The 23,446-nt window shown below is 54.8% G+C and carries 19 protein-coding genes and 1 riboswitch; of the genes, 7 read left to right on the top strand and 12 right to left on the bottom strand.

From position 1 onward, the window contains the following. Positions 1-604: 604 nt before the first annotated feature. The 4 genes from ACEQ15_RS12785 to aceK all read right to left on the bottom strand — a co-directional run bounded on the left by ACEQ15_RS12785 (position 605) and on the right by aceK (position 6,583). Positions 605-1,030 carry a universal stress protein gene (locus tag ACEQ15_RS12785; RefSeq protein ID WP_370279576.1) on the bottom strand — a complete coding sequence of 142 codons (426 nt, stop codon included), beginning with the start codon at positions 1,028-1,030 and terminating at the stop codon, positions 605-607. 20 nt (positions 1,031-1,050) lie between these two features. Beyond that, a complete protein-coding gene (locus ACEQ15_RS12780; protein ID WP_370279578.1) occupies positions 1,051-3,579 on the bottom strand; it encodes a TRAP transporter permease in 2,529 nt (842 codons plus the stop codon). Between the two features lie 103 nt (positions 3,580-3,682). Continuing rightward, on the bottom strand, positions 3,683-4,663 hold the full coding sequence (locus tag ACEQ15_RS12775; RefSeq protein WP_370279575.1) for a TAXI family TRAP transporter solute-binding subunit: 981 nt from the start codon (positions 4,661-4,663) through the stop codon (positions 3,683-3,685). Positions 4,664-4,855: 192 nt separating this feature from the next. Beyond that, entirely contained in the window at positions 4,856-6,583 is a 1,728-nt protein-coding gene (gene aceK, locus ACEQ15_RS12770; RefSeq protein ID WP_370279574.1) for a bifunctional isocitrate dehydrogenase kinase/phosphatase, read from the bottom strand. A gap of 174 nt (positions 6,584-6,757) precedes the next feature. On the opposite strand from aceK, the gene pfkA reads away from it, so the two are divergent. The 3 genes from pfkA (at position 6,758) to ACEQ15_RS12755 (ending at position 9,707) form a co-directional block, all read left to right on the top strand. Beyond that, a complete protein-coding gene (pfkA, locus tag ACEQ15_RS12765; protein WP_370279573.1) occupies positions 6,758-7,762 on the top strand; it encodes a 6-phosphofructokinase in 1,005 nt (334 codons plus the stop codon). A 34-nt stretch (positions 7,763-7,796) separates the two neighbouring features. Next, entirely contained in the window at positions 7,797-8,951 is a 1,155-nt protein-coding gene (gene zapE, locus ACEQ15_RS12760; RefSeq protein ID WP_370279572.1) for a cell division protein ZapE, read from the top strand. Positions 8,952-9,092: 141 nt separating this feature from the next. Next, a complete protein-coding gene (locus ACEQ15_RS12755) occupies positions 9,093-9,707 on the top strand; it encodes a DUF502 domain-containing protein (RefSeq protein ID WP_370279571.1) in 615 nt (204 codons plus the stop codon). On the opposite strand, the gene ACEQ15_RS12750 is transcribed toward ACEQ15_RS12755, so the two are convergent. Together ACEQ15_RS12750 and ACEQ15_RS12745 are read right to left on the bottom strand one after the other, a co-directional pair. Beyond that, a complete protein-coding gene (locus tag ACEQ15_RS12750; RefSeq protein WP_370279570.1) occupies positions 9,708-10,349 on the bottom strand; it encodes an MBL fold metallo-hydrolase in 642 nt (213 codons plus the stop codon). A gap of 81 nt (positions 10,350-10,430) precedes the next feature. Beyond that, positions 10,431-11,321, bottom strand: coding sequence for a CHAD domain-containing protein (locus ACEQ15_RS12745; RefSeq protein WP_370279569.1), 891 nt, complete (start codon positions 11,319-11,321; stop codon positions 10,431-10,433). A gap of 111 nt (positions 11,322-11,432) precedes the next feature. Here ACEQ15_RS12745 and ACEQ15_RS12740 point away from each other — a divergent pair, with 111 nt between their 5' ends. From ACEQ15_RS12740 to ACEQ15_RS12725, 4 genes are all read left to right on the top strand, one after another. Beyond that, positions 11,433-11,897 carry an aminoacyl-tRNA deacylase gene (locus tag ACEQ15_RS12740; RefSeq protein WP_282354339.1) on the top strand — a complete coding sequence of 155 codons (465 nt, stop codon included), beginning with the start codon at positions 11,433-11,435 and terminating at the stop codon, positions 11,895-11,897. A 140-nt stretch (positions 11,898-12,037) separates the two neighbouring features. Continuing rightward, positions 12,038-12,298, top strand: a complete 261-nt coding sequence (locus ACEQ15_RS12735; protein WP_370279568.1) for a DUF5062 family protein — start codon at positions 12,038-12,040, stop codon at positions 12,296-12,298. Between the two features lie 261 nt (positions 12,299-12,559). Continuing rightward, positions 12,560-13,558, top strand: a complete 999-nt coding sequence (locus tag ACEQ15_RS12730) for an ABC transporter substrate-binding protein (RefSeq protein ID WP_370279567.1) — start codon at positions 12,560-12,562, stop codon at positions 13,556-13,558. Beyond that, positions 13,555-15,657, top strand: a complete 2,103-nt coding sequence (locus ACEQ15_RS12725; protein ID WP_370279566.1) for an EAL domain-containing protein — start codon at positions 13,555-13,557, stop codon at positions 15,655-15,657. Before ACEQ15_RS12730 ends, ACEQ15_RS12725 begins: the two co-directional genes overlap by 4 nt. A gap of 20 nt (positions 15,658-15,677) precedes the next feature. Here the strand turns inward: ACEQ15_RS12725 and ACEQ15_RS12720 are convergent, their stop codons facing one another. The 6 genes from ACEQ15_RS12720 to ACEQ15_RS12695 all read right to left on the bottom strand — a co-directional run bounded on the left by ACEQ15_RS12720 (position 15,678) and on the right by ACEQ15_RS12695 (position 23,393). Then, positions 15,678-16,568, bottom strand: coding sequence for an HD-GYP domain-containing protein (locus tag ACEQ15_RS12720; protein WP_370279565.1), 891 nt, complete (start codon positions 16,566-16,568; stop codon positions 15,678-15,680). A 534-nt stretch (positions 16,569-17,102) separates the two neighbouring features. Then, positions 17,103-18,983, bottom strand: coding sequence for a phosphomethylpyrimidine synthase ThiC (gene thiC, locus ACEQ15_RS12715; protein WP_370279564.1), 1,881 nt, complete (start codon positions 18,981-18,983; stop codon positions 17,103-17,105). Between the two features lie 42 nt (positions 18,984-19,025). Then, a complete protein-coding gene (gene thiD, locus ACEQ15_RS12710) occupies positions 19,026-19,847 on the bottom strand; it encodes a bifunctional hydroxymethylpyrimidine kinase/phosphomethylpyrimidine kinase (RefSeq protein ID WP_370279563.1) in 822 nt (273 codons plus the stop codon). Positions 19,848-19,908: 61 nt separating this feature from the next. After that, positions 19,909-20,008, bottom strand: a riboswitch (TPP riboswitch). 841 nt (positions 20,009-20,849) lie between these two features. Continuing rightward, complete coding sequence (locus ACEQ15_RS12705) at positions 20,850-21,743, bottom strand: EamA family transporter (protein ID WP_370279562.1); 894 nt, start codon at positions 21,741-21,743, stop codon at positions 20,850-20,852. A gap of 80 nt (positions 21,744-21,823) precedes the next feature. After that, positions 21,824-22,861 carry an MJ1255/VC2487 family glycosyltransferase gene (locus ACEQ15_RS12700; RefSeq protein ID WP_370279561.1) on the bottom strand — a complete coding sequence of 346 codons (1,038 nt, stop codon included), beginning with the start codon at positions 22,859-22,861 and terminating at the stop codon, positions 21,824-21,826. 4 nt (positions 22,862-22,865) lie between these two features. Further along, a complete protein-coding gene (locus ACEQ15_RS12695) occupies positions 22,866-23,393 on the bottom strand; it encodes a phosphatase PAP2 family protein (protein ID WP_370279577.1) in 528 nt (175 codons plus the stop codon). Positions 23,394-23,446: the final 53 nt, after the last annotated feature.

The following is a 23,446-nucleotide window of genomic DNA, read 5'->3' as shown; positions in this document are numbered from 1 at the left end:
TAAGCCTACCGCCAGCGTTCAATCTGAGCCATGATCAAACTCTTCAGTTTAAATCATATTGAATATCCGAAGATATTCGGCTCCAGTTAAAACAACTTTGTAAAAATGAATTCACTTGGTTGCTTATCTGGATAAAGTTTTTTGTGCTTTATCCTGACAAGCGCCCACACGAATTATCTGATCAATTTGTTAAAGAGCGGCTTGCGACGCTGCGTTAGCGTTGTCTCAAGCGAGGCGCATATTTTACTGCGCACCGTGTCGTTGTCAACCGTTTATTTACAAGTTTTTCAAAAGTTTTTGAAGCTTGCTGGTGATCACGACGACTTAAAAATTCACTAACTAAATCAGTGAGTTATTTAAGCCTCTCTGCCTGAGTCACTGTGCCGTTGAAGGCTGTTCTCTCAAGCGAGGAGGCGCATTCTACAGACCTCAGATTGAGCGTCAACAGCCTTTTGAAAAAAACTTCAAAAAAGTGAAAAAACACCTATTTCTGATTAAAAAACACCCAGAACCGATCATTAATTAGACAACTCCAAATAAGCAGGCATAAAAAAGGCGCCTGACGGCGCCTTAATATCCTGTATTTATAATCTGGATGCTGTGATCAACGCATAACAAATACGGAACAATCGGCCTGCTCAACAACTTTGGCGGTCACCGATCCCAACAAAACCTTTTCTACCAAACCATGATTCCGACTTGGGATCGCAATCAAGTCACAATTGAGTTTGTGGGCTTTCTTGACGATCTCTTTATGCGGCACACCTTCTGCTACATGGATAAACCAGTTCAGGTTACTGCTCAGGTTCTGCTCAGCCAGCTCCTTCAGTTGGTGTTCCATGGCATTTATCGCATGCTCCACTGTGCCTTCGGGAAAATAGGACGCCACCAACGGCATGTTAAAGCCGGGCAACACACCCAAGATGTGCAGTTCCTGACCGTTGGACAGCATACCGTTCAGATATCGTAATGCGTGCTCTGCGGTCACAACATCTTCAAGGTCGACGGGAAACAGAACCTTGCTAAACATGATCTTCACCTATCGTTTGTTCACGCCATATGTTTACGACGGCGCAGTTGCAATGCGGCCATACCCGCCAGCAACAGGATGACCGGGATGTACACCAGCTGCTTAGGCGGACGGTCGGTTTCTGTTTCAACCGCCAGGATCTCCCAGCCAAAATCGATCCCCACTTTCTGGGCCGGGCTGTCAAAACCCACCATATCGACCATCACCTTATCGTCGCTGAAAGAGAGCATCAGTCCCAAGTCCTGTAACCTTTGTGCGCCACCCTCAGCTTCGCCCACCTGAAGTTCAACGATCTTCTTCACATAATCGCCATCGATGGTTTCGCCAGCAACAGCCAGACGTAAACTGTCGTTTGCCGACAGACTACCCGCGATCTGTTCTAGCTCTGTGGCGGGTTTACGCTCGATTGGCGGGTATACCTCATCCCACCAGAAACCCGGCCGGAACAGTGAAAACGCCACCAGCAGTAACAATACCGTTTCGTACCAACGGTTTTTGACCAGCCAGTAGCCCTGCGTTGCAGCAGCAAAGATCAGCATCGCGCCAGTCGCCGAGACAATTGTCATCAGCAGATGGAAAGGCCCTTCCACACCGATCAACAACAGCTCGGTGTTAAAGATAAACATGAACGGCAGTACCGCCGTACGGATATCGTAGGTAAACCCCTGGATACCGGTTTTGATCGGATCGGAACGAGCAATTGCCGCTGCAGCATACGCGGCCAAACCCACCGGCGGCGTATCATCCGCCAGGATGCCGAAATAGAACACAAACAGGTGCACAGCGATCAGTGGTACCAACAAGCCATGTTCCGCCCCCAAAGTGACGATTACCGGCGCCATCAGAGTAGACACCACGATGTAGTTGGCGGTGGTTGGCAGCCCCATACCCAGCACCAGACTGATAATGGCAGTAAAGATCAGCATCAGCATCACATTGCCGCCGGAGATAAACTCGACGAACTCGGTCATCACCAAACCAATTCCGGTTAGGGTGACCGTTCCCACCACAATACCCGCCGCTGCGGTCGCCACACCGATGCCGATCATATTGCGCGCACCACTGACCAAACCATCCAGCAGGTCATGGATACCGACATTGCTGCTTTCCTTCCAATGGTGATCACCCCGGAACATCGACTTCAACGGTTTGTGGGTCAAAACCACCAGCGTCATAAACACCGTAGCCCAGAATGCGGACAATCCCGGCGAGAGACGTTCAACGGTCAGGCACCACACCAGCACCACCACCGGCAACAGGAAGTAGAGACCGGATTTCACCGTGGGTCCTACCTCCGGTAGTGTCACAATCGCCGCATTCGGATCGTCCATATGCAGTTCGGGATACTGGGCGGCAAAGCGGATCAAGGCCAGATAAACCACCAGCATCAGCCCACCAATCAACAGGTAGGTGCCATTACCCAACACCTCTTTTGACCAGCCCATGCCGTAATACAATGCCAGCGACAGGATGCAGATACCTGAGATGATCATGCTCCAGGTCATCAACGCCTGGGCCAGAGTGGGTTTATAGCGGCGTTCCAATCCACGCATCCCGGCTTTTAGTGCTTCCAGATGCACGATGTAGATCAGCGCCACGTAGGAGATCAGCGCCGGTAGAATGGCATGCTTAATCACCTCGATGTAGGACACCCCAACGTATTCCACCATCAGAAAGGCGGCAGCCCCCATGATCGGCGGCGTGAGCTGGCCGTTGGTTGACGCGGCAACCTCTACTGCCCCGGCTTTCTGACCGGGAAAACCCACCCGTTTCATCAATGGAATGGTGAAAGTACCGGTAGTTACCACATTGGCAATGGAGGAGCCGGAGACCAGACCGCTCAGACCCGATGACACCACGGCCGCTTTTGCCGGTCCGCCCTTCATATGCCCCAACAATGAGAAGGCAACCTGCGTGAAATAGTTACCAGCCCCGGCTTTATCCAACAGAGAACCAAACAACACAAAGAGGAAAACAAAACTGGTGGACACCCCCAGTGCCACACCAAATACACCTTCACTGCTCAGCCACTGGTGTGACATGGTCTTATTGAGGCTTGCGCCCTTGTGCGCGATCACATCCGGCATATGCGGACCGCCGAAGGTGTAGATCAGAAAGACTAGAGCAACCACCATCAACGGTGGACCCAAGGCACGGCGTGTCGCTTCCAGCAGGATCACCATACCGGCGACAGCGACCACCAGATCTAAAGTCGTTGGGTCACCGGCACGATTGGCCAGTTCCGCATGGAAGATCACCAGATATGCGGCACAGAATGATCCGACCAGCCCCATAATCCAATCCTGCAGCGGGATATAAAACCGGGGAGAACGTTTCAGTGCCGGAAAGGCGGTATATGCGAGGAAGATGGCGAACGCCAGATGAATCGAACGGGCCTGGGTGTCGTTAAACACCCCGAAATTCAGGGTAAAAGGCAGGGGCGATGCATACCAAAGCTGAAACAGAGACCAGGCCAGTGCCACCAGCCAGAGCAACTTGCCGGGCATTCCCTTTGGAGCGCGAGCACCGCTGTCGGCCTGCGCAACCATCTCCTGTACGTCAGGATCGACCTGAGGGGTTGGCTTATCTGTCACGGGACCTCCTTAACAGAGGAACAACGGGGGCACATACCCCCGTGTTTCTGATTTCAGATCACATCAGACCAGCTTCTTTGTAGTACTTGGCTGCACCCGGGTGCAGAGGTGCGGACAGGCCACTTTTGACCATGTCCTCTTTCTTCAAGTGACGGAAGGCAGGATGCAGGTTGCGGAAGGTATCGAAGTTTTCAAATACCGCTTTCACCACCTGATACACCACCTCTTCAGGCACGGAAGTGGAGGTTACAAACGTGGCACCTACACCAAAGGTTTCCACATCATCCCCGTTACCACGGTACATGCCACCCGGGATAGTCGCGGAGCGATAATAGGGATGCTGTTTGATCAGGCCGCTGATCACATCTCCGGTTACAGTCACCAGTTTACTATCACAGGAGGTGGTCGCTTCTTTGATCGCACCACTTGGATGGCCAACGGTATAGACCATGGCATCAATCTTGTTATCACACAGCGCGCTCGCCTGCTCCGACGCTTTCAGTTCGGACGCCAACGCAAAGTCATCCATGGTCCAGCCTTTGGCTTCCATCACCACTTCCAGCGTACCACGCTGACCGGAGCCCGGATTCCCGATATTCACGCGTTTTCCCTTCAGGTCATCAAATGACTTGATATCCGCGTCGGCACGCGCCACGACGGTGAACGGCTCAGCATGCACAGAGAACACGGCACGCAGATCCTTGTTGGCACCTTTGTCCTCAAATTGGGAGGTACCGTTGTAGGCGTGATACTGCCAGTCAGACTGCGCGACCCCCATATCCAGCTCGCCGGAACGGATGGTATTCAGGTTGTAGATCGAACCACCGGTCGATTCCACCGAACAACGGATACCATGATCTTTACGTCCCTTGTTCACCAGACGGCAGATCGCACCACCGGTGGGATAGTAGACCCCGGTGACACCGCCGGTACCGATGGTAATAAATTGCTCTGCGGAAGCGGTGGTTGACACCCCCATGGCTGCAACGCCCACCCCCATTGCCAGTAGAGCTGAGGTAACAGTCTTTTTGATCGTCATAGCAGTCTCCCTGTTCTTGTTCTGAGCTTACGTTCTTTAAAACGCTCAATGGTTAAATAGTAGACAGTTCAAGCGACTGTTCAAGAATCCCGTACATTTCAATCTGCCTAGCATTCTGTCGAACCACTGAGCCTCTGATCTACATACTATCTGTTCTGGAGTCGAAAAATCACCAATACACTTTAAAAGCAATCAGTTACGCAGAAAACGTTTCACTTTTCGGTACGGGAATACATCCATCACATCTCCCGCCTGCACCTGCGCCTGCATCTCACGCCAGAACGCAACATCGAGCAGATCCTGATGCAGTTCGTTAAAGATCCGGCGCACCGTCCGGTCACAGCGGGTCAACATGCGCAACTCTTCCGGGAACACATCGCAGGGCCCCACCGAATACCAGGGTTCGTCCATCATCTCCTGTTCGGGATAGATTGCTTCGGGAATCTCGCGGAAATTGCACTCGGTGAGGTACATGATCTCGTCGTAGTCATAGAACACCACACGGCCATGGCGGGTGATGCCGAAGTTCTTGAACAACATATCCCCGGCGAAAATATTGGCGGCAGCCAGCTGCTTGATGCATTTGCCAAACTCGTTGATCGCGTGGAACACGGCGTATTCATCCTTCTTCGCCAGCGCTTCGTTGATATGGATATTCAATGGGGTCATGCGACGTTCGGTCCAGAGGTGACGGATCAGCACCACATCATCACGCACCTCCACACTGGAGGCAGCCACCCGCTGCAGTTCATCAATCAATTCGTCGGAAAAGCGATCACGGGGAAAACTGAAGTTGGTGAACTCCATGGTATCGGCCATCCGCCCCACGCGGTCGTGCCGTTTTACCAGCTGGTACTTCTCAATCACGGTGCTGCGGGAAATGTATTTGGAGGAGGAGAAGCTGTCCTTGATGATCTTGAACACCAGGGGATAGCTGGGCTGGGTAAACACCGTCATCACCATTCCCTTGATGCCGGGGGCGATCACAAAACTATCGTCCGAGTTCTTCAGGTGCTCGACAAAGTTGCGGTAGAACTCCGCCTTGCCCTGCTTGTAAAAACCCACCGAACTGTAAATCTCAGCCACGGACTTCATCGGCAGGATCGACTGCATGAATCGCACAAACTCGGAGGGCACGTTCACATCCGCCATAAAGTAGGCGCGGGTAAAACTGAAAATCACCGAAACATCGTTCTCCTCGGTAATCAATGTATCCACATACACGCCACCCGCCTCGTTATTGAGCACCGGCAGGACAAAAGGCAGCTGTTTATGATCGGTGCACACACGGCCAACGATATAGGCGCCTTTATTGCGGTAAAACACACTTTTGACCACTTCGATGCGGGTGTCCGCGGGGTTCTCAAACTGTTCCGTCAGGTTGTTGCGCACGTAGCGCAGGATATTGCGGATATCCCGGCGTTTGTTCTCCCAGGGGATAGCAAAAGCTACATCATCCAGTATTCGGGAAAGCATGTTCTGTACACCGTTACTCAGGTCGTAGGTACGGTAGATCTGTTCCCCTGACTGCACGATGCGTCCTGCCATAGAACTGTGGATAAACATATGCAGGTCATCCAGCTGCCTGCGGGCGTACACCCGACAGTAGATGGAGTTGTAGTAGGTTTCTGCCAGCTCAAAGTCGTCACGCTGGGTGATCAGCTGGATATAGGCAAGTTTGGCGTGACGCCAGAGTTCTGAATCGTGCAGGTCCTTTTTGATCTTACGTTGCAGCGTTTCGGCCGCATCCTGACACATGCTCTCGTACAGGTTGATCCGCTCCGCCGCCGCTCGCTGCACCGCTTGCCAATCGGCCATCTCAAAGCGCGTGCGGGCACCCTCGGTTATGCGCTGAAAATGCGCCCGATAGTTGGAAAAACTGCGCAGAATATCCTGAGCGATCTGTTCCGCTAGCGTCATCTTGCGACTCTCCCGTTGCAGCCTAACCTCCGCATAACCCTATAATGAGGGGTATGGATGACAGACCTCAGTCCCTTTCCGAGCACTCATCCACTGCCATATAAGCGTCAAAAAACGGCAGTAGGCTTGAGCGAAAGGTGAACTGTCTGTGGATTACACGATAGGAGAGAATTGATGTATAAGCTACCTGCGCTGGACGCAGTCAAAGAGCTGAAAGCGATCGCCGTACTGACCAGCGGTGGCGATGCTCCAGGCATGAACCCGGCGATTCGAGGCGTGGTCCGTGCAGCCCTCAGTCACGGCATTCGGGTATATGGCGTCAATCGTGGTTACAGCGGCCTGATCATTGGTGATATCTGGGAGATGAACTCCCGCTCCGTATCCAACATCGTACAGCGTGGCGGCACAATGCTGAAAAGTGACCGTTGCGAAGCGTTCAAAGACCCGGCGGTGCGCAAGCAGGCCGCGGAAATTCTGCGCGAACGCGATATCGAAGGTCTGGTGGTAATCGGTGGCGACGGTTCCCTGACCGGTGCGGCCCTGCTTGCCGAAGAGAGTGGTATTCCTGTAGTCGGCCTGCCAGGTACCATTGATAACGATATCCACGGCACCGAAGACACCATCGGGTTTGATACCGCCATCAATACCGCGCTGGATGCAATCGACAAAATCCGTGACACCGCCCTCTCCCACGAACGCCTGTTCCTGGTGGAGGTAATGGGCCGAGATTCCGGCTTTATCGCCACCCAGGTGGGGATCGCCTGCGGTGCCGAGATGGTAGTGATTCCGGAAGTGGAGTTTAAGATCGAATCCCTCTGTTTCCAGCTGGCCAACAACCGCGTAAAAGGCAAAGGTTCCAGCGGCATCATCGTGGTAGCGGAAGGCCCACGCTCCGGTTTGACCTACCGGATTGCCCAGCAACTGGAGGAACACGATCAGGCGCCAAGAGTATGTATTCTGGGCCACATCCAGCGCGGTGGCAGCCCTACCGGACACGACCGTGTACTGGCCTCCTGTATGGGAGCAATGGCGGTGGATTACCTGCGTGCGGGTTACTCCAGCATCATGGTGGGCGTACAGAAAGGAGAGATCCTGGATGTGCCACTGCGGGAAGTACTGGAACGCAACAAGAGCCTGGATCGCGAATGGATCGAGATGACCCGCCTGCTGCACAAGTAGCATCCTACCCCTGGGGGCGTTAAGATGCGTCCCCATGATCCCGAACAATCCCTCCCAAGAACAGCCGCTGCTGCAGCGTTATCAAGCGCTTCTGGCCAACGGTTATGACGACGACCCGGTGCAACGTCAGGCCCTGACCTACCTGGCCGAACTGCAGCCACAGCTGGCCGAGCAACATCATACGCCACCTAGAGGCCTCTATCTGTGGGGACAGGTGGGTCGCGGCAAGACCTTCCTAATGGATCTGTTCTGCGACTCCCTGCGAGAAGATTTCGGCAACGACTGCACCCTGCGCCTGCATTTCCACCGTTTTATGGCGCTGATCCACCAGCAACTGCAGGAGAATTCGGGCCAGGAAGACCCGCTGCTGTTCGTCGCTCAGGGACTTGCCCAACGTTACCGGGTACTCTGCTTTGACGAATTTCTGGTGGCCGAGATTGGCGATGCCATGCTGCTGGGCCGCCTGACCCGCCATCTGTTCAGCCTTGGTGTTACGCTGGTGTGCACCTCCAACCGCCCACCGGAAGAGCTGTACCGTGGCGATATCCACAAGGATCGCTTTGAGCCTACAGTCCAGTTACTGCGCCAGCACCTGAACGTGGTGGCGATGGCGGGCGAGAAGGATCACCGTTTACGCAGCCTGACTCACAGTACCGCGTACTTCGTCGGCGACCACACACCATTGCATGAGCTGTTCGCGCCACACAGTGATGCGCAGCTCAATGGCGACGCAGAGATCCTGGTCTGCAATCGGCCGATCCCCTGTATCGCGGCCACGGAAGAAGTTGCCTGGTTTAATTTCCAGGCCCTGTGTGAAGGCCCACGTAGCCACCTCGACTACATCGATCTTGCCCAGCGCTTCCACACCCTGTTTCTCAGCAATGTGCCGCTGCTGGGTGGTAAGCAGTTTGAACGGATAAAGGCGCGGGGGACGGAAGACGGCGCAGTGGGTTCGCAATCAACAGGCGAACGCCAGGTGATGGTTGGCCGCTCGGACGATCCGGCACGGCGCTTTATCGCCCTGGTGGACGAGCTGTACGACCGTCGCGTTAACCTGTTCCTCAACGCCGCGACCACACTGGACGTGCTGTACCAGGGTGACCTGTTGGCCTTTGAATTCCAGCGCACCATCAGCCGTCTGACCGAAATGGCATCGCTGGAGTATCAACAGACACCACATCAGCCATAAGCGAGCAACAAGCCCGAGGCTTAATAGCTGCGACCCATGGAGCTTTTCCCGGTGCCGGTACAAAACGGGTCAGAAAAAACAAACCTGTTAAGCTTTCACTCAGTCATCAACATTTAATCTCGGGCCAGTCACAAGGAGCCTATGATGATACGAAGCCTGATGCGATTTTTCTTCCAGGGACTGCTGATCCTGCTACCGGTGGTACTCACCATCTACCTGGTGTACCTGATTTTCACCGCACTCAACGAAACCGTCTTTTCGGCAATCGGTAGCCTGCTGGCCCACTACTCTCCGGCGCTGGAACCGGGCCTTACCGCAACTCTACTCGGCACAGCGGTCACCCTGATTGTGATCACCGCTACCGGTGTCGCGGGTTCGCTCTATCTGGGGCGCTACATGATGGGTTATGTGGACCGTTTCCTGGAGCGCATCCCACTGGTCAAGCTGCTTTACAACGCGCTGAAGGACCTGTTCCATGCGTTTCTGGGGGATACCAAAAGCTTCGATAAACCGGTACTGGTATACCTCACCGAGGACAAGCGGATCAAAGCGATGGGCTTTATGACCCGGGAGAGTATGGAGAGCTTTGGTTTGCAGGATCAGGTCGCGGTGTATCTGCCGCAGTCGTACAACTTCGCCGGCAACCTGATCATCGTGCCCAAATCGCAGGTGGAATCACTGGATGTGGCCGCCAGTCAGGTGACGGCCTTTGTGGTCAGCGGCGGCGTCTCCACCGAGCGTAACAACGGCAACTGATCAACCGCGGTGATCGGATACAAAGGGGTTGCTGGTGCGCTCGCGGCCAAAGGTGGACATCGGTCCGTGTCCCGGAATGAAGTCCACATCGTCGCCCAGCGGGAACAGCTTTTCACGGATGGAGGCGATCAGGGTTGGATGGTCACCTTTCGGAAAGTCGGTACGGCCGATTGAACCCTGGAACAACACATCACCCACCATTGCCAGCAGGTCCCCCGGATGGAAAAACACCACATGGCCCGGGGTATGCCCCGGCGTGTGCAACACGCTCAGGTGTTGGTTGCCCACTTCGATGTCGTTACCTTCATCCAGCCAGCGATCCGGCTCGAACCCCTCCACCGGTGGAAATCCGAACATAGTGCACTGCTGGTCCAGGCCATCGATCCAGAATTTGTCGTCGATGTGCGGGCCTTCCACCGGCACACCCGTGCGCTTGGCCAGTTCAGCCGTACCACCAACATGGTCAAGGTGCGCGTGGGTAAGCAGGATCTTCTCCAACTCGACGCCCTCTTCCTCAACCGCCGCCAGGATGCGGTCCACGTCACCGCCCGGATCAACCACCGCGGCTTTGTTGGTTTCTTCACACCAGATCAGGGTGCAGTTCTGCTGAAACGGGGTCACAGGGATAATTCGGAATTTCATAGAAATACGATGCCTCACTGAAAGATAGCCCGAGTATATCAGAGGCAATTTGACTGGGGCATAACCGCAGAACGCTTCCTGTCAGTGCTTTTTCTGACTCAGATCACGCCAGCGTTTGATCAGTTTGCGGCTGTAGCTTGGTGCGGGTTCGCCATAGGCTTTAGGTGCCAGTCGCCAGATCAGATCCATCAGGATCTGCTCTCGATGCTGGGCGGCTCTCCATAGATGTGAAAGGTCGTCGGTCCAGTAAAGTGGACGGTGGTTGGCGATGTACTCCAGCAGGATGTGCAGATCATGCAACTGCCCCAGATATTCCCCCAGATCCTTCAAACGCGCCCGCTGCATTTTATTCCCGTGGGGAAACAACAGCGAAACCTGGTAATAGAACCGCTTCACCTCCTTGCGCCACTCATGCAGCTCTTCCGCCTCCGGATATTGCTGAATCTGCAACCAGTGCGCCCGGCCCTGGCCGTATTCCGTTTCAACCGCCTGCATCAGAGCTTGGTAATCGTACCCTTTCAAACGCCAGCGACAGGCCTTGTGTTGCAACTTGTGCAACCGTTTCCGCGCATACTTGAGAGGTCGTGTACCACCGGCAACCTCACAGGCCCGAGCGTAATGTTGCAAGAAGGGTTCACGTAGCCGGGCCCGACACTCCCGGTCCTCAAGCTCCAGCAATAGCATATCCACAGTATCCAGCAGCACACGGGCATCACGGCTACCGGACAGGGCGCCAGCGAGGGCTTTGCTTTGCGCATTGGCTTGTCGGTAAGCGGGTTTACCGATGGAGGCACGAATCAGGCGCAGAAAGGCACGCATCCTTTTCATCCCGGTGCGGGTATCGTGAATCACCTCATCCACATCGGCTTCGGTCACCCCGGACAGCATTTTATCCAGGCTATTCAGGTGTTTATCCACCGCTTTATGGGCTGCACTGCCCAACCGGGACGATGCCCGCAGTGCAATCGCCATGGTCCGCCTCACTCTCTGTTTACATCTCTTTCAAGAATAGACCACCAGATGAGCTACACTGAGAGGTGCAGGAGCCCTAACTGGCAGGAGCCTCAAACAGAGGTGAACCTCATGTCCCTTGCGCCAACCATTCAGCGCTTCCTGGATAGTCAACACATCGCGTACAAACGCGTCTTTCACCCTTACGCCGAAACCGCTATGGGCTGTGCACTGGCAGCCAAAGTTCCCCCTAAACGGGTTGCAAAAGGTGTAGTGCTGAGAGATGACGAAGGCTTTGTGATGGCCGTTGTACCCGCCGACCGCCAGGTCGACCTACGCGCTGTTAATCACTTTACCAATCGCCTGTTGACCACGGCCCGTCAGAACGATGTAAAAATCCTGTTCCGGGACTGTGCACAGGGTGCAGTTCCCAGCTTGGGTCAGACCTACAATCTGCCTGTAATCTGGGATGACCACCTCGGTGAAGAGCCTGAATGCTATCTTGAAGCTGGCGACCACCGTGAACTGGTCCGTATGAGCCGGGACAGCTTCCTGGACTCCATGAAAAATCAGCCCCACGGCAGAATCAGCTACTGACACTCTGCCCCTACTTAGGCCTCTTGTAAGCGGCGACACTCCGGTCGTCGCTTACTTTAATCCCTCTTATCACTTTACAGCGCCAGCAGATTTCCGCATAAATGGAGGAACTCCCCAGCCAAGCGGAAGGATGTGGCAACATGAAAAAACTCAAACACGAAGCGGACCTGGTGCGACAGGCCCTGGTGGTCGGAGCGGTTTACTTTGAAAAACGCGGTGCGGGTAAGTTTGAGCCCACTGACAGTGCCAGCAACAAGATCACAGCCCTTTACCGTCTGCTGGTCAATGACGGTCTGATCCACCCCCTGGCGAAAGACCAGGAGAATGAACCCAACATGAAGCACAAACTGGCGATCTGGATGGAGAAACAGCTGCCCGACGGGCATGCACTCAAAGGCTGAATAACGCCGGGCCGAAGAGAACAGGTACTTTTATGCTCTTCGGTCTTTTGCCTTTAAGGTGAGTTTTTGAACGAAATCCTGCATCTGATCATAAAACTCGCAACTTCCCACCTACAGCGCTACAAAAACCACGCAACACCCACTACATTTATTGAACAAACTATCCGATAACACTTCGACTGCCCGGCACGGCGGTTGGCAGTAAGCGCTTGGTTGATAGCCCATTTATTTACTTAAATTCGGCTGACTCAGGACTCGACAATGACGTCCCCCAAAAGGATTTTGCTGCTTCTGGTGTTATTCGCAGGGCTTGGCCTTGGCTTTTACATTCAACAGGGCCTGGAAAGTCGCAGCCCCACCCTGTCCATTCGCATCGCGGTCTCCCAAACACCACTCTCCACACCCTTTTATGTGGCGCAGGCGCAGGGCTATTTTGCCGATCATGGTATTGAGGTCGAGCTGCTGCCCTATGTTGGCGGACACCGCTGTTTTAACGCGCTGATTCAGGGCGAAGCGGACCTGGCCACCACCTCCGATTCGGTCATCATGTTCAACAGTTTTGGTGACAAGCAATTTTCCATCCTGGCGAGTTTTGTGGAATCTGATAACGACATCAAGATCGTCTCGGCCCCAGATCAGCACCTTCGCGACGCCAGAGAGTTACGCGGCAAGCGGATCGGCATTATCCACAACTCATCCAGCGAGTTTTTCCTACACACCCTGCTGCTGATCCACGGTGTTCCTGCCGAAACCATCACACTGGTGTCGTTACGCCCCGATCAGATGGTCGCGGCCCTGGATGCAGGTGAGATCGATGCCGCTGCCCTGTGGGAACCCTTTGCCCAGGAAGCCGCACAGCTTTCCAGCCACGGGCAACCGATCCTGAACAGCCGGGGGATCTACACCCTGTCGTTTAACCTGATTACCATGCAGGATCAGGCCACCGCTCAATTGGAAGCACACCGCCGGGTGATCGCCGCGCTCAATGATGCCACGCGATTTATCGCCGTGAATCCGGCGCGCTCACAACGGATCATTGCGACTCAACTGCAGCGTGATCCACACAAGATCGGCCATGGCTGGGATGACTACCTGTTTAAGCTGTCGCTCAGCAACTCCCTGATCACCACCCTGGAGCATGAAGCACGCTGGGCACTGAATAACAAACGGGTCGCACAGCAGTCGATGCCCAACTACCGGGCGCTGTTCGATGAACGCGCTCTGATCGCCACCGATGCAACGGCATCCCAGATACAATGAAGATCTCACTGCGCCTTGTCCTGATGGCCACAATAGCCGTCACCCTGTCGGTCATCCTGACCGCCAATATGTTCTGGCAGGATTACCAGCAGAACCGTTACTTTGAACGCCTGGAAGCGTCCACCAAGGTACAAACCAGCATCGAAGCGATGCGTGTGCAGTTGCGCCAATACGCCCGTAATCCGAACGTGGAACCGTTGCGTCATAACCGGAAACTGTATGAAAAACTGGACCAGATGTTTGCCAACGCCACCAGGGCGTCGGACCAGCAACTGATCTACCTGCACAGTCTGCAAAAGCGCAACAACAGCGTATGTAAACTGCTGGACCAGATGATCGCCATCCACGATGCCGGCAACAGCACCACTCAAAGCGCAGCACTTTTTCATCTATCCAATCTATTGGACTCCGTGATTCAGACTATGCAGGAAGACAGCGTGCGGTTGGAGCAACTGGCGATCAACAGCTCTCGCGAGCTGCAAACACAGAGTTACCTGCTCAGTGGCGGCCTGATTCTGACTCTGGCCTTCCTGCTTTCGGGTCTGAGTCTGCATACGGCGCGGATGTTTAATGCCCGGGTGGAGATGCTGGACCAGGGTATCCATCGCCTCAGCGAGGGGGACCTGTACAGCCATATCAGCCTGAATGAAAAGGATGAACTCAGTAGCGTCGCCCAGCACTTTAACGCAATGACCGACCGCCTGCGGGAAACATCGATCTCCCGTGACGAGCTGCAAACCGAAGTGGACAAACGCACCCAGGAGCTGGAGCAACAACAGCAGATCCTGCGCCAGCTGGCAGACCACGATGAACTGACGCGTCTGCCCAACCGCAGCTACTTCCGCGACACACTGCGCAGCACGCTCCAGAAAAACCAACGCTCCGGCCAAAACGCCGCATTGCTGTTTCTGGATCTGGATAAGTTCAAGCAGGTCAACGATACCCTTGGCCACAACGTGGGTGACGAGGTATTGCAGGAAGCAGCCCGCCGTTTTCGCAACAGTCTGCGCAGCAGCGACTTTCTCGCACGCCTGGGGGGCGACGAATTTACCATCATCATCGATCCACTGGACTCCGTCCAGGCGGCCGCCACCGTTGCGTGCCACCTGATTGAGGCGATGCAGGCACCGATGCAGATCGAACACCATGAACTTCACCTGGGCACCAGCATTGGCATCAGCCTGTTCCCCCAGGATGGCCACGACGTATCGGCCCTGATGCGCAACGCCGACCTGGCGATGTATCAATCCAAGGAGCAAGGCGGCAATCGCTTCAGCTTCTACAGCGAAAAAATGACACTGGAAGCGCGGCGTAAGCTGATCTTGGAAGAGGAGTTGCGCACGGCACTGCAGCAACAGCAGCTCACCGTGTATTACCAACCCCAGTACGATCTGCACAGCAAAAAACTGGTGGGTGTGGAAGCACTGGTACGCTGGAACCACCCGGTGCAGGGAGTGATCCCGCCGATGGAGTTTATTCCGCTGGCTGAGGAACGCGCCCTGATCCACGAACTGGGCCTGCAGGTGCTCACCCAGGCCTGCAGTCAGTGCGCACAGTGGCTGCATGACCACTTTGATCCGGGCGTGCTGGCAGTAAACATCTCCGCGCGACAGCTCAGCCAGCAGGATATGCCTGAGCAGATCCAAAAAATTCTGCAAACGACCGGCTGGCCAGCTCACAAACTGGAACTGGAAGTCACCGAAAGTTTCTTTATCAACGACACCAAGAACTCGCTGGGCGTGCTCAATCAGCTGCGCGAAATGGGCATCAAACTGGCGATCGACGATTTTGGCACCGGTTACTCTTCACTGTCTTATCTGAAGCAGTTACCCATCTCCAAGCTTAAAATCGACCGCTCCTTCACCCAGGACCTGATTGAGGATGCCGAGGACCGGGCGATCAGCGAGGCGATTATCGCCCTCGGCAAAACCCTGGGCTTGCAGGTCATTGCCGAGGGCGTGGAGCTGGAGGGTCAGGCCGAAATACTGATCAGTGAAGGCTGCGACCAGGCCCAGGGCTTCCTGTACGGACGCCCGATGCCCGCCGAAGCCTTTGGCCAGCAGGTACTGGCCGCCGGGCAGGTCGAGTCCCTCTGTTAGACCTTTAGAGGCAACCCAGGCTATAGGTTTTCTGGCAGCTCCAGATGGGCGATCACCGATTCCACCAGCGCGTTGATCAGCGCGTCATCCGCTTCCGGCGCCAAGGCCGCTTTTGTCGCCAGCTGTCCGGTTGGTGTGATGGCCAGTTTACCTGCTTGCTCAACCACACTGACCTCGGCGCCACAGCTGCGGCAACAACTCAGATCACCGGCCTGCTGATCACGCCGCACAACGATGGTCGGGCCACAGGCAGGACAGTCCTGCAACGGAATCCCGTCATCGGTATGTCCCAGAATCGGGTCCAGTTCACCGCTACCTGCCAGTTCCAACAACGCAGTGGCCGCTGCCCGATCAAACTGACGTCCCATATTCTCTTCGATAATATTCAGCGCTTTTTCCACCGGCATACCCGCGCGGTAGGGACGATGACTGGTCATCGCATCAAATGCATCACAGACCCCAACGATACGGGCATCGTCCGGAATCTCCGCATCCGACAGTCCCTGTGGATAACCCCGTCCATCCGGCGTTTCATGGTGGGCCAATACTGCTGCTTCCACCAGGCCGCTGAGCGGGTGACCCGCCAGCACACGCATCCCTACCTCGGGGTGTGCTTTGATCACATCGTACTCTTCATCGGTAAGACGACCCGGTTTACGCAGAATCTCATCCGGTACGCCCACTTTACCCAGATCGTGCAGGAAGGCGCCAAGGCCGATGCGGGCAATATCGGCAGCCGGTAATCCGAGTTTTTCCGCCACCAGACGGCTGTACTGGCTCACACGCCACAGATGACCGCCGGTGTAGGGATCACGTGCCTCCACCATCGCCGCCATCACATACAGTGTTGTCAGCAGTCCCTGTGCATGTTGATGCTGCTCAACCGGTGCAGGTTTTCTTCGCCAAAACATCACTACTCCTGATTCTTTTATTGGCCGCCCTGCCGGGCTGCCGAAAAAGTTTAATATCGCACTGCTTTAAATCTCGGCTTGGTTATCAAGCGCTTTAGTGTATCGGCTTAATTCAACTCAATAATAGGCACCTTAAACGATTAAACGTTCACTCATGTGCTTGATGGTTTATTGAATGATCGACAGTTTCCACGTGCTAAATACGGAAACTCACTCGCCATCCAGCTTCTCCCAATGGCAGTAAAAGCCTGCAATCTGCGGCATTTAATTCGATACTTCTGCGAAGTTGCCAAAAATTTTCAGTGACTCCGATTTTGAACGTTATTTCTACTACTAATTTCTGAAAAGCTTACTTTTCAAACAGCCGTTTACCGAAATCTGTTGTAAAGCCAAATTCACTGAAACATAATCGCCCCGTCGCTCAGCTGTAATATTGCGATAACGAATTCTCCCCGTACGGACATGATGGGAGATCCACACACAAAAAAGCCGCCCATTCGGGCGGCTTTTTTGCTTTTAGTGCGATAGAACGATTTACACTTTGTGGTAAATCTCAGCGCCGGTTTCCTTGAACTCAGCCGACTTGGCCTGCATCCCTTCTTCCGCCTGCGCATTGATCGCAGCAACCTGCTCGTCGTCCAGCTCACGCACCTCCTGAGAGATCTTCATGGAGCAGAACTTCGGTCCACACATGGAGCAGAAGTGCGCCACTTTTGCAGACTCTTTTGGCAGGGTCTCGTCGTGGTAGGCACGGGCAGTGTCCGGATCCAGACCGATGTTGAACTGGTCTTCCCAACGGAACTCGAAACGTGCCTTGGACATCGCGTTATCACGGATCTGTGCACCCGGGTGACCTTTTGCCAGGTCAGCCGCGTGGGCAGCGATCTTGTAGGTGATGATACCGGTCTTCACGTCGTCTTTGTTCGGCAGACCCAGGTGCTCTTTTGGTGTTACGTAGCAGAGCATGGCACAGCCGTACCAACCGATCATCGCCGCACCGATACCGGAGGTGATGTGGTCGTAACCCGGTGCAATATCGGTGGTCAGTGGGCCAAGCGTGTAGAACGGAGCTTCGTGACACTCCTTCAGCTGCTTGTCCATGTTCTCTTTGATCATGTGCATCGGCACGTGACCCGGACCTTCGATCATAACCTGTACGTCGTGCTTCCAGGCGATCTTGGTCAGCTCACCCAGGGTTTCCAGCTCGGCAAACTGTGCTTCGTCGTTGGCATCGTACACGGAACCCGGACGCAGGCCATCACCCAGGGAGAACGCCACGTCGTAGTCTTTACATATCTGACAGATCTCTTCGAAGTGGGTGTAGAGGAAGTTCTCTTTGTGGTGCGCCAGGCACCATTTCGCCATGATGGAACCACCACGGGATACGATACCGGTCATACGCTTAGCGGTCAGCGGCACGTAACGCAGCAGTACACCGGCGTGGATGGTGAAGTAGTCCACACCCTGCTCAGCCTGTTCGATCAGGGTGTCACGGAATACTTCCCAGTTCAGGTCTTCTGCAACACCTTTCACTTTCTCCAGCGCCTGGTAGATCGGTACGGTACCGATTGGCACTGGGGAGTTACGCAGGATCCACTCACGGGTCTCGTGGATGTTGTCACCGGTGGACAGGTCCATGATGGTGTCCGCACCCCAACGGGTACCCCAGGTCATCTTCTCCACTTCCTCTTCGATGGAGGAAGTTACTGCGGAGTTACCGATGTTACCGTTGATCTTCACCAGGAAGTTACGACCGATGATCATCGGCTCCAGTTCCGGGTGGTTGATGTTACAAGGGATGATCGCGCGACCTTCCGCCACTTCTTTACGTACGAATTCCGGCGTGATCTCTTCCGGCAGGTACGCACCGAAGTTGTGGCCCGGGTGCTGCTGGGCAACCACGTTGCCTTCCGCTTTGGCTTTCGCCAGCTTCATGTTTTCGCGGATTGCGATGTATTCCATCTCAGGGGTGATGATGCCCTGACGTGCATAGTGCAGCTGGGTTACGTTCTTACCCGGTGCAGCACGGCGTGGTTTACGCTGCAGGTCGAAACGCAGATGATCCAGGCGCAGGTCCGCTTCACGCGCACGGCCGTACTCGGAGGTCATACCGTCCAGTTGTTCGGTGTCTTCACGCTCCAGAATCCACTTCTCACGCAGCGGTGCCAGACCCTTACGGATGTCGATGGACGCTTCCGGATCGGTGTACGGACCAGAGGTGTCGTAAACATACAGCGGATCGTTCTGCTCGCCACCGAAACCGGTAGGTGTGTCATCCAGGGTAATCTCACGCATCGGTACACGGATGTCCGGACGGCTGCCCTCAACATAAACCTTGCGGGATTTTGGAAACGGCTGAACGGAGTTGCCGTCCACCTGTGCACTTTCACTGAGATGTTTCATATTATCTGCCATAAGTCGCCTGCTTGCTTTTCGTTATTGCACCCTGTCTGCCAATCAATGCTGCCAAAACGCATGGAAGTGATGCACCGGTCCATGACCACTGCCCACCTCAAGCGTATCGGCTACCGCGATTGCATCGGAAATATACTGCTTGGCCTGCTCTACTGCCGCTAACGGCAGCTCACCCTTCGCCAGCAGTGCGGCGATCGCAGACGCTAATGTACATCCCGTACCATGGGTATTTTTTGTGTTGATTCGTTTGGTGTTCAGCGTGATGCACTGCTCACCGTCAAAGAAGATATCCGGGCTCTGCTCGCTGTTATTGAGGTGCCCACCTTTCAGCAGCACCGCGTCAGGCCCCAGCGCTTTCAGATCCCGCGCCATCTGTTCCATACCCGCCAGATCTTCCGGTTCATTACAGTCCAGAATCGCAGCCGCTTCCGGTAGGTTCGGTGTAATCAGGGTCGCCAGTGGGATCAGTTCTGATACTAGTGCGGATACCGCATCGGCCCGCAGCAGCGCATCACCACCTTTGGAGAGCATGACTGGATCAACCACCAGTTTGACCTGAGGTTGGCCACGTAGGAATTCGGCCACCGCCGAAACAATACTGGCATCACCCAGCATGCCGGTTTTCACCGCGTTAACGTTAAGGTCGTCAAAAACGGTCTCCAGCTGCTGCAGGATAAACGGCACCGGAACCGGATGAATCGCACGTACTTCACGGGTATTTTGCGCGGTCAGCGCTGTAATGACCGACGCGCCATAAGCGCCCAGCGCCGAAAACGCTTTAAGATCGGCCTGAATACCCGCGCCACCACCAGAGTCGGAACCCGCGATGGTCAGGGCGATAGGGGTATGGGAAGAGTGGGACATCAACGCACCTCCTGATCAGTTCGGAAGGCTACGCAGCTGCCTGAAAAATGGTTTGCCAAATACATTATCAATCTCGATTTCCTACGCCGGCGTTAACCGGATCAGGTTCAGCGGGTTTACTCTCAGCCCTTGCAACTGCAGGGGCACCCCGACCAAGACATTAAGCACTAAGTGTATGTGTCACCCACCAGGCTTGTCCACTCTGCCAGCATATTTCAATGCAAACAGCTGCGTATAGGTCCAGATTCCGGGAATGACTCTGTACCAAACACACTGGTGTAACGCTCTATGAATACAGCTCCGAAGCGATAGATGTGAATTTCTGCTCTGCAGCCTCCAGCAGGGCTCGCCTTATCGCACTGCACTAAGAAAAATGACGGATATGAAATAATTCAATACAAATACCTGTTTAAATAACCTAGAGGCATTAGAACCACAATTCCTTATGCCTTATTGATCAAAACACAGGAAAAATTAAGAATTTTTCCTATATCAACCTAGGTACCTCCGAGCCATAATAAGTCTCGTGGATCTCCTGTTCATGGAACGAATACATCGGATGGCATAGGAAAGCAGGACGGACTGGCAGGATGCCGCTGGCTGGACGCTCAAGGATTTACTGCACGGATTAGGATTGCCAATGAAGGGCGCTTCGACGGATCGAGGCGCCCTTTTTCGTTTCTGGCCTTGCCCCTTTTACACGACCTCTCCAGCCGCCTTCTAAGACTTAAGTCTAATCACCTGAAAATTAGGAATTTTTCCTATATATCCCAGCCTGTCGTATCAGCATAATGCGTCTTGTGGATCTCCTGTTCATGGAATGAATAACAAGGAAGGCCTAGACAAGCGAAAGGGAAGGCATGATGCCGCGGCTGGAAGCCAGGTGGTTGAAATCCCCTAACCGGATTTGAACAACCGATCGCATGGAAAATGGAAGCCAATGAGGGGGTGTCTCAAGGGAACTGAGCGCCCCCTTAACTTTTTCTGCCGTTCGGCAATTGATTACCCCTCTGCCCCCAGCGAAAACATCGCGATCGCAACCAACATCAGGGTCGACGCGGCAAAACGCTGCATAAAGACCGAACGCGCGGGCATCTTCTCCGCATATTTGAAACCCACCCAGGTCAAAAAGGCACCCAGGAAGATCGAGATCAGCCCCCGACTGGACTGCACGATGCTACCAAACACCACACCAATCTCTGCAAAGCAGGCAAACAGGAATACCATTGCCAACAGCCAGGTCAACGCCGACGGCGCGCTTTGAGCCAGCAGCTGCTTGTCCTTCAATCCGGGATAGAACAACAGGCTGAGCACACCACAGATCATGTAACAGAGGCACACGCCCACGGCGGCGGCATGGATCAGCGAAAGCGGTTCCAGACTGCGCATGGTATAGAGGATCGAAAGGTCCGACAGCGCATAACCAACACAGGCTAGCACCACCCACCCCAGGGCCGAAAGGCTGATACGGCCACCACTGGCACTCAGCCAGACCGCTCCCAACGCACACAAACCGATCGCCAGCCATTGCACCAACTGATAGCTGTCGCCAAACCAGAGCAGCCCCATCGCCGCCAGGACCAGCACCTTAAGCCCCAACAACGGGCTGACCCGCGACGCTTCCGAGGCACGGATCGCCTTAAACAGGGAGATCTGCCCCACACAATAGAAAAGCGTAGTGCAGAGCAACGGCCCAATATAGTCACCTACACTCAACAGTTTGGGGTGCCAGAGAAACGGCAGGATCACCAGACACACGCCCCCCAGCACCAGATGCATCAGGATCAGCAGGGTCAGCGGGGTTGCCCTGTGCTGCAGGATAAACTGTGCAGAAAAGACGTAGGAGATCGACTGCATCAGGGCAGCAGCAAAGCCGTAGAGTACACCGGATAACATAGGCGGTAGATTTGGAGGCCCGGAAAGAAAAGAAGCCGGCATTGTGCCAGCTCTCTATCGCTTGGGGCAAATGCACCGTTTCACACGCCGACCTCGACGTCCGCCTCATTCTTCCACAAGCGCTTCGCCAGCACATCGGCACTTTCGCCACAGCCACAGGCAATCCACTGTGCCAGCTGACCAGCCACATCCGGGTTCAGGCGTGGCTCGGGCTGCGGCAGTTCCAGCCAGTCAAAGAGCAGTTCCTTGTCAAAATCCTTGGCGATGGTTGCCAACCCCAGCTCATCCAGTACATGGGCGTTGGACTGCTGCTCTACCTGTCCCTTAACCGGCATGGAGAAGATCTTTTTACCCAACTGCAGTGCTTCGCTGATCAGGCCAAAACCGCAGTTGGTCACCACGCCGTTGCAGCTGGAGAGATCCCGCTGGAAACCTTCACGGGAGAACGGCATGAAGTAGAGGTTGTCGCGCTGATACGGCTCGTCGATGGCGCAGTAGATATAGAAACGGTAATCGGAGATCCCGGCAAAACGGGCTTCCAGCTCCTCAATCGGATTCACCGGCAGGTAGACCAGCACTTTGTCCTGCTCTAGCGATGGCTCAAACAGCGGTGGCTGGATCAGCGGCGGCAGGACCGGGTAGTCATAGTGGTGCCAGTGCACACCGATGGCGGTCTTGGCCGGCGCAAACAGCTGGATCAGGCGGGAAAGCACATGGTGGTTATGACCCGGGATCGGGTAACAAAGTGCATACTGGTGCGCGATCCCCACGGACCGCACACCTTTGCGTTTAGCCGCCCAGGCAGTGACCGGCTCAAAATCGGTGATCACCAGGTCGTAACCGCTCAGGTCTAAAGCCTTGGCATCGCGCCAGCAGCGCAGAACATTGTTCTTACGCAGGGTATCCCAGACCTTTACCTGACCGTCGCGCTGGACGAAGGTGAGTCCCTCACGCGTCTGGTAATCGCCAAATGGCTCCATGTTGAACAGCTGATCCGCCGGGCGGCCGCTGAACAGGTAGTCCACGTCCACACCGGCCGCTTTCAGCGCCGGCGCCATCACGCGCGCACGGGTAATATGCCCATTACCTGTCGCCTGTACCCCGTAGAGAACTCGCATGCGATCAGATTCCGTAAAGGCTCAGTGCCACTACCGCACTGCTTACACCCAGCACGGCACCGGCAGCGATATCGGTTGGGTAGTGCACCCCCAACATCACGCGGGACAGGCCGATCAGCACGGCGATGCTATAGCTCAGTTCCAGCATGGATGGGTAGAAGTGGCTGAAGACAGTCGCAAACACAAAAGCGGCAGCAGCGTGGCCGGACGGGAAGCTGAACTTGTCAGACGGTACAATGAACGCGTCGAAGTTATCGAAACGGTGACAAGGACGGTCCCGTTTGATGGTGTTCTTAAGAATCAGATAAAGCGGCAGCTCGATTGCGAAAGCCAGCAGGCCTGCCATCAGGAACGTTTCTCCGTCCTGCACTTCCAGCAGCGCCAGAGAGAGACCAAGCGCCAGATACAGACCACCATCACCCAGACGGGAGATCAGGCGACTGATGGTTGCCAGGCGTGGCAACTGGGTGAAGCCGTGACACCAGTAGAAAGCAACGGCGTCGTAGCTGGTAATTTTACGCAGGGTATTCATGGCTGCCACCAAATATAACCTTGGATATTTGGTGAGCAGTGTGGTCCACGCAG

Source organism: Pontibacterium sp., from assembly GCF_964228735.1.
Lineage (GTDB): Bacteria > Pseudomonadota > Gammaproteobacteria > Pseudomonadales > Balneatricaceae > Pontibacterium.
This window is presented reverse-complemented; position numbering and strand designations above follow the sequence as displayed.

Coding starts and splice junctions, on each gene's coding strand:
- thiC (WP_370279564.1), bottom strand. CDS start 18,983: ATGGCAGATAATATGAAACATCTCAGTGAAAGTGCACAGGTGGACGGC.
- ACEQ15_RS12730 (WP_370279567.1), top strand. CDS start 12,560: ATGACGTCCCCCAAAAGGATTTTGCTGCTTCTGGTGTTATTCGCAGGG.
- ACEQ15_RS12740 (WP_282354339.1), top strand. CDS start 11,433: ATGTCCCTTGCGCCAACCATTCAGCGCTTCCTGGATAGTCAACACATC.
- zapE (WP_370279572.1), top strand. CDS start 7,797: ATGATCCCGAACAATCCCTCCCAAGAACAGCCGCTGCTGCAGCGTTAT.
- ACEQ15_RS12700 (WP_370279561.1), bottom strand. CDS start 22,861: ATGCGAGTTCTCTACGGGGTACAGGCGACAGGTAATGGGCATATTACC.
- ACEQ15_RS12775 (WP_370279575.1), bottom strand. CDS start 4,663: ATGACGATCAAAAAGACTGTTACCTCAGCTCTACTGGCAATGGGGGTG.
- ACEQ15_RS12735 (WP_370279568.1), top strand. CDS start 12,038: ATGAAAAAACTCAAACACGAAGCGGACCTGGTGCGACAGGCCCTGGTG.
- ACEQ15_RS12695 (WP_370279577.1), bottom strand. CDS start 23,393: ATGAATACCCTGCGTAAAATTACCAGCTACGACGCCGTTGCTTTCTAC.
- ACEQ15_RS12750 (WP_370279570.1), bottom strand. CDS start 10,349: ATGAAATTCCGAATTATCCCTGTGACCCCGTTTCAGCAGAACTGCACC.
- ACEQ15_RS12755 (WP_370279571.1), top strand. CDS start 9,093: ATGATGATACGAAGCCTGATGCGATTTTTCTTCCAGGGACTGCTGATC.
- ACEQ15_RS12785 (WP_370279576.1), bottom strand. CDS start 1,030: ATGTTTAGCAAGGTTCTGTTTCCCGTCGACCTTGAAGATGTTGTGACC.
- aceK (WP_370279574.1), bottom strand. CDS start 6,583: ATGACGCTAGCGGAACAGATCGCTCAGGATATTCTGCGCAGTTTTTCC.
- pfkA (WP_370279573.1), top strand. CDS start 6,758: ATGTATAAGCTACCTGCGCTGGACGCAGTCAAAGAGCTGAAAGCGATC.
- ACEQ15_RS12720 (WP_370279565.1), bottom strand. CDS start 16,568: ATGTTTTGGCGAAGAAAACCTGCACCGGTTGAGCAGCATCAACATGCA.
- ACEQ15_RS12780 (WP_370279578.1), bottom strand. CDS start 3,579: ATGGTTGCGCAGGCCGACAGCGGTGCTCGCGCTCCAAAGGGAATGCCC.
- ACEQ15_RS12745 (WP_370279569.1), bottom strand. CDS start 11,321: ATGGCGATTGCACTGCGGGCATCGTCCCGGTTGGGCAGTGCAGCCCAT.
- thiD (WP_370279563.1), bottom strand. CDS start 19,847: ATGTCCCACTCTTCCCATACCCCTATCGCCCTGACCATCGCGGGTTCC.
- ACEQ15_RS12725 (WP_370279566.1), top strand. CDS start 13,555: ATGAAGATCTCACTGCGCCTTGTCCTGATGGCCACAATAGCCGTCACC.
- ACEQ15_RS12705 (WP_370279562.1), bottom strand. CDS start 21,743: ATGTTATCCGGTGTACTCTACGGCTTTGCTGCTGCCCTGATGCAGTCG.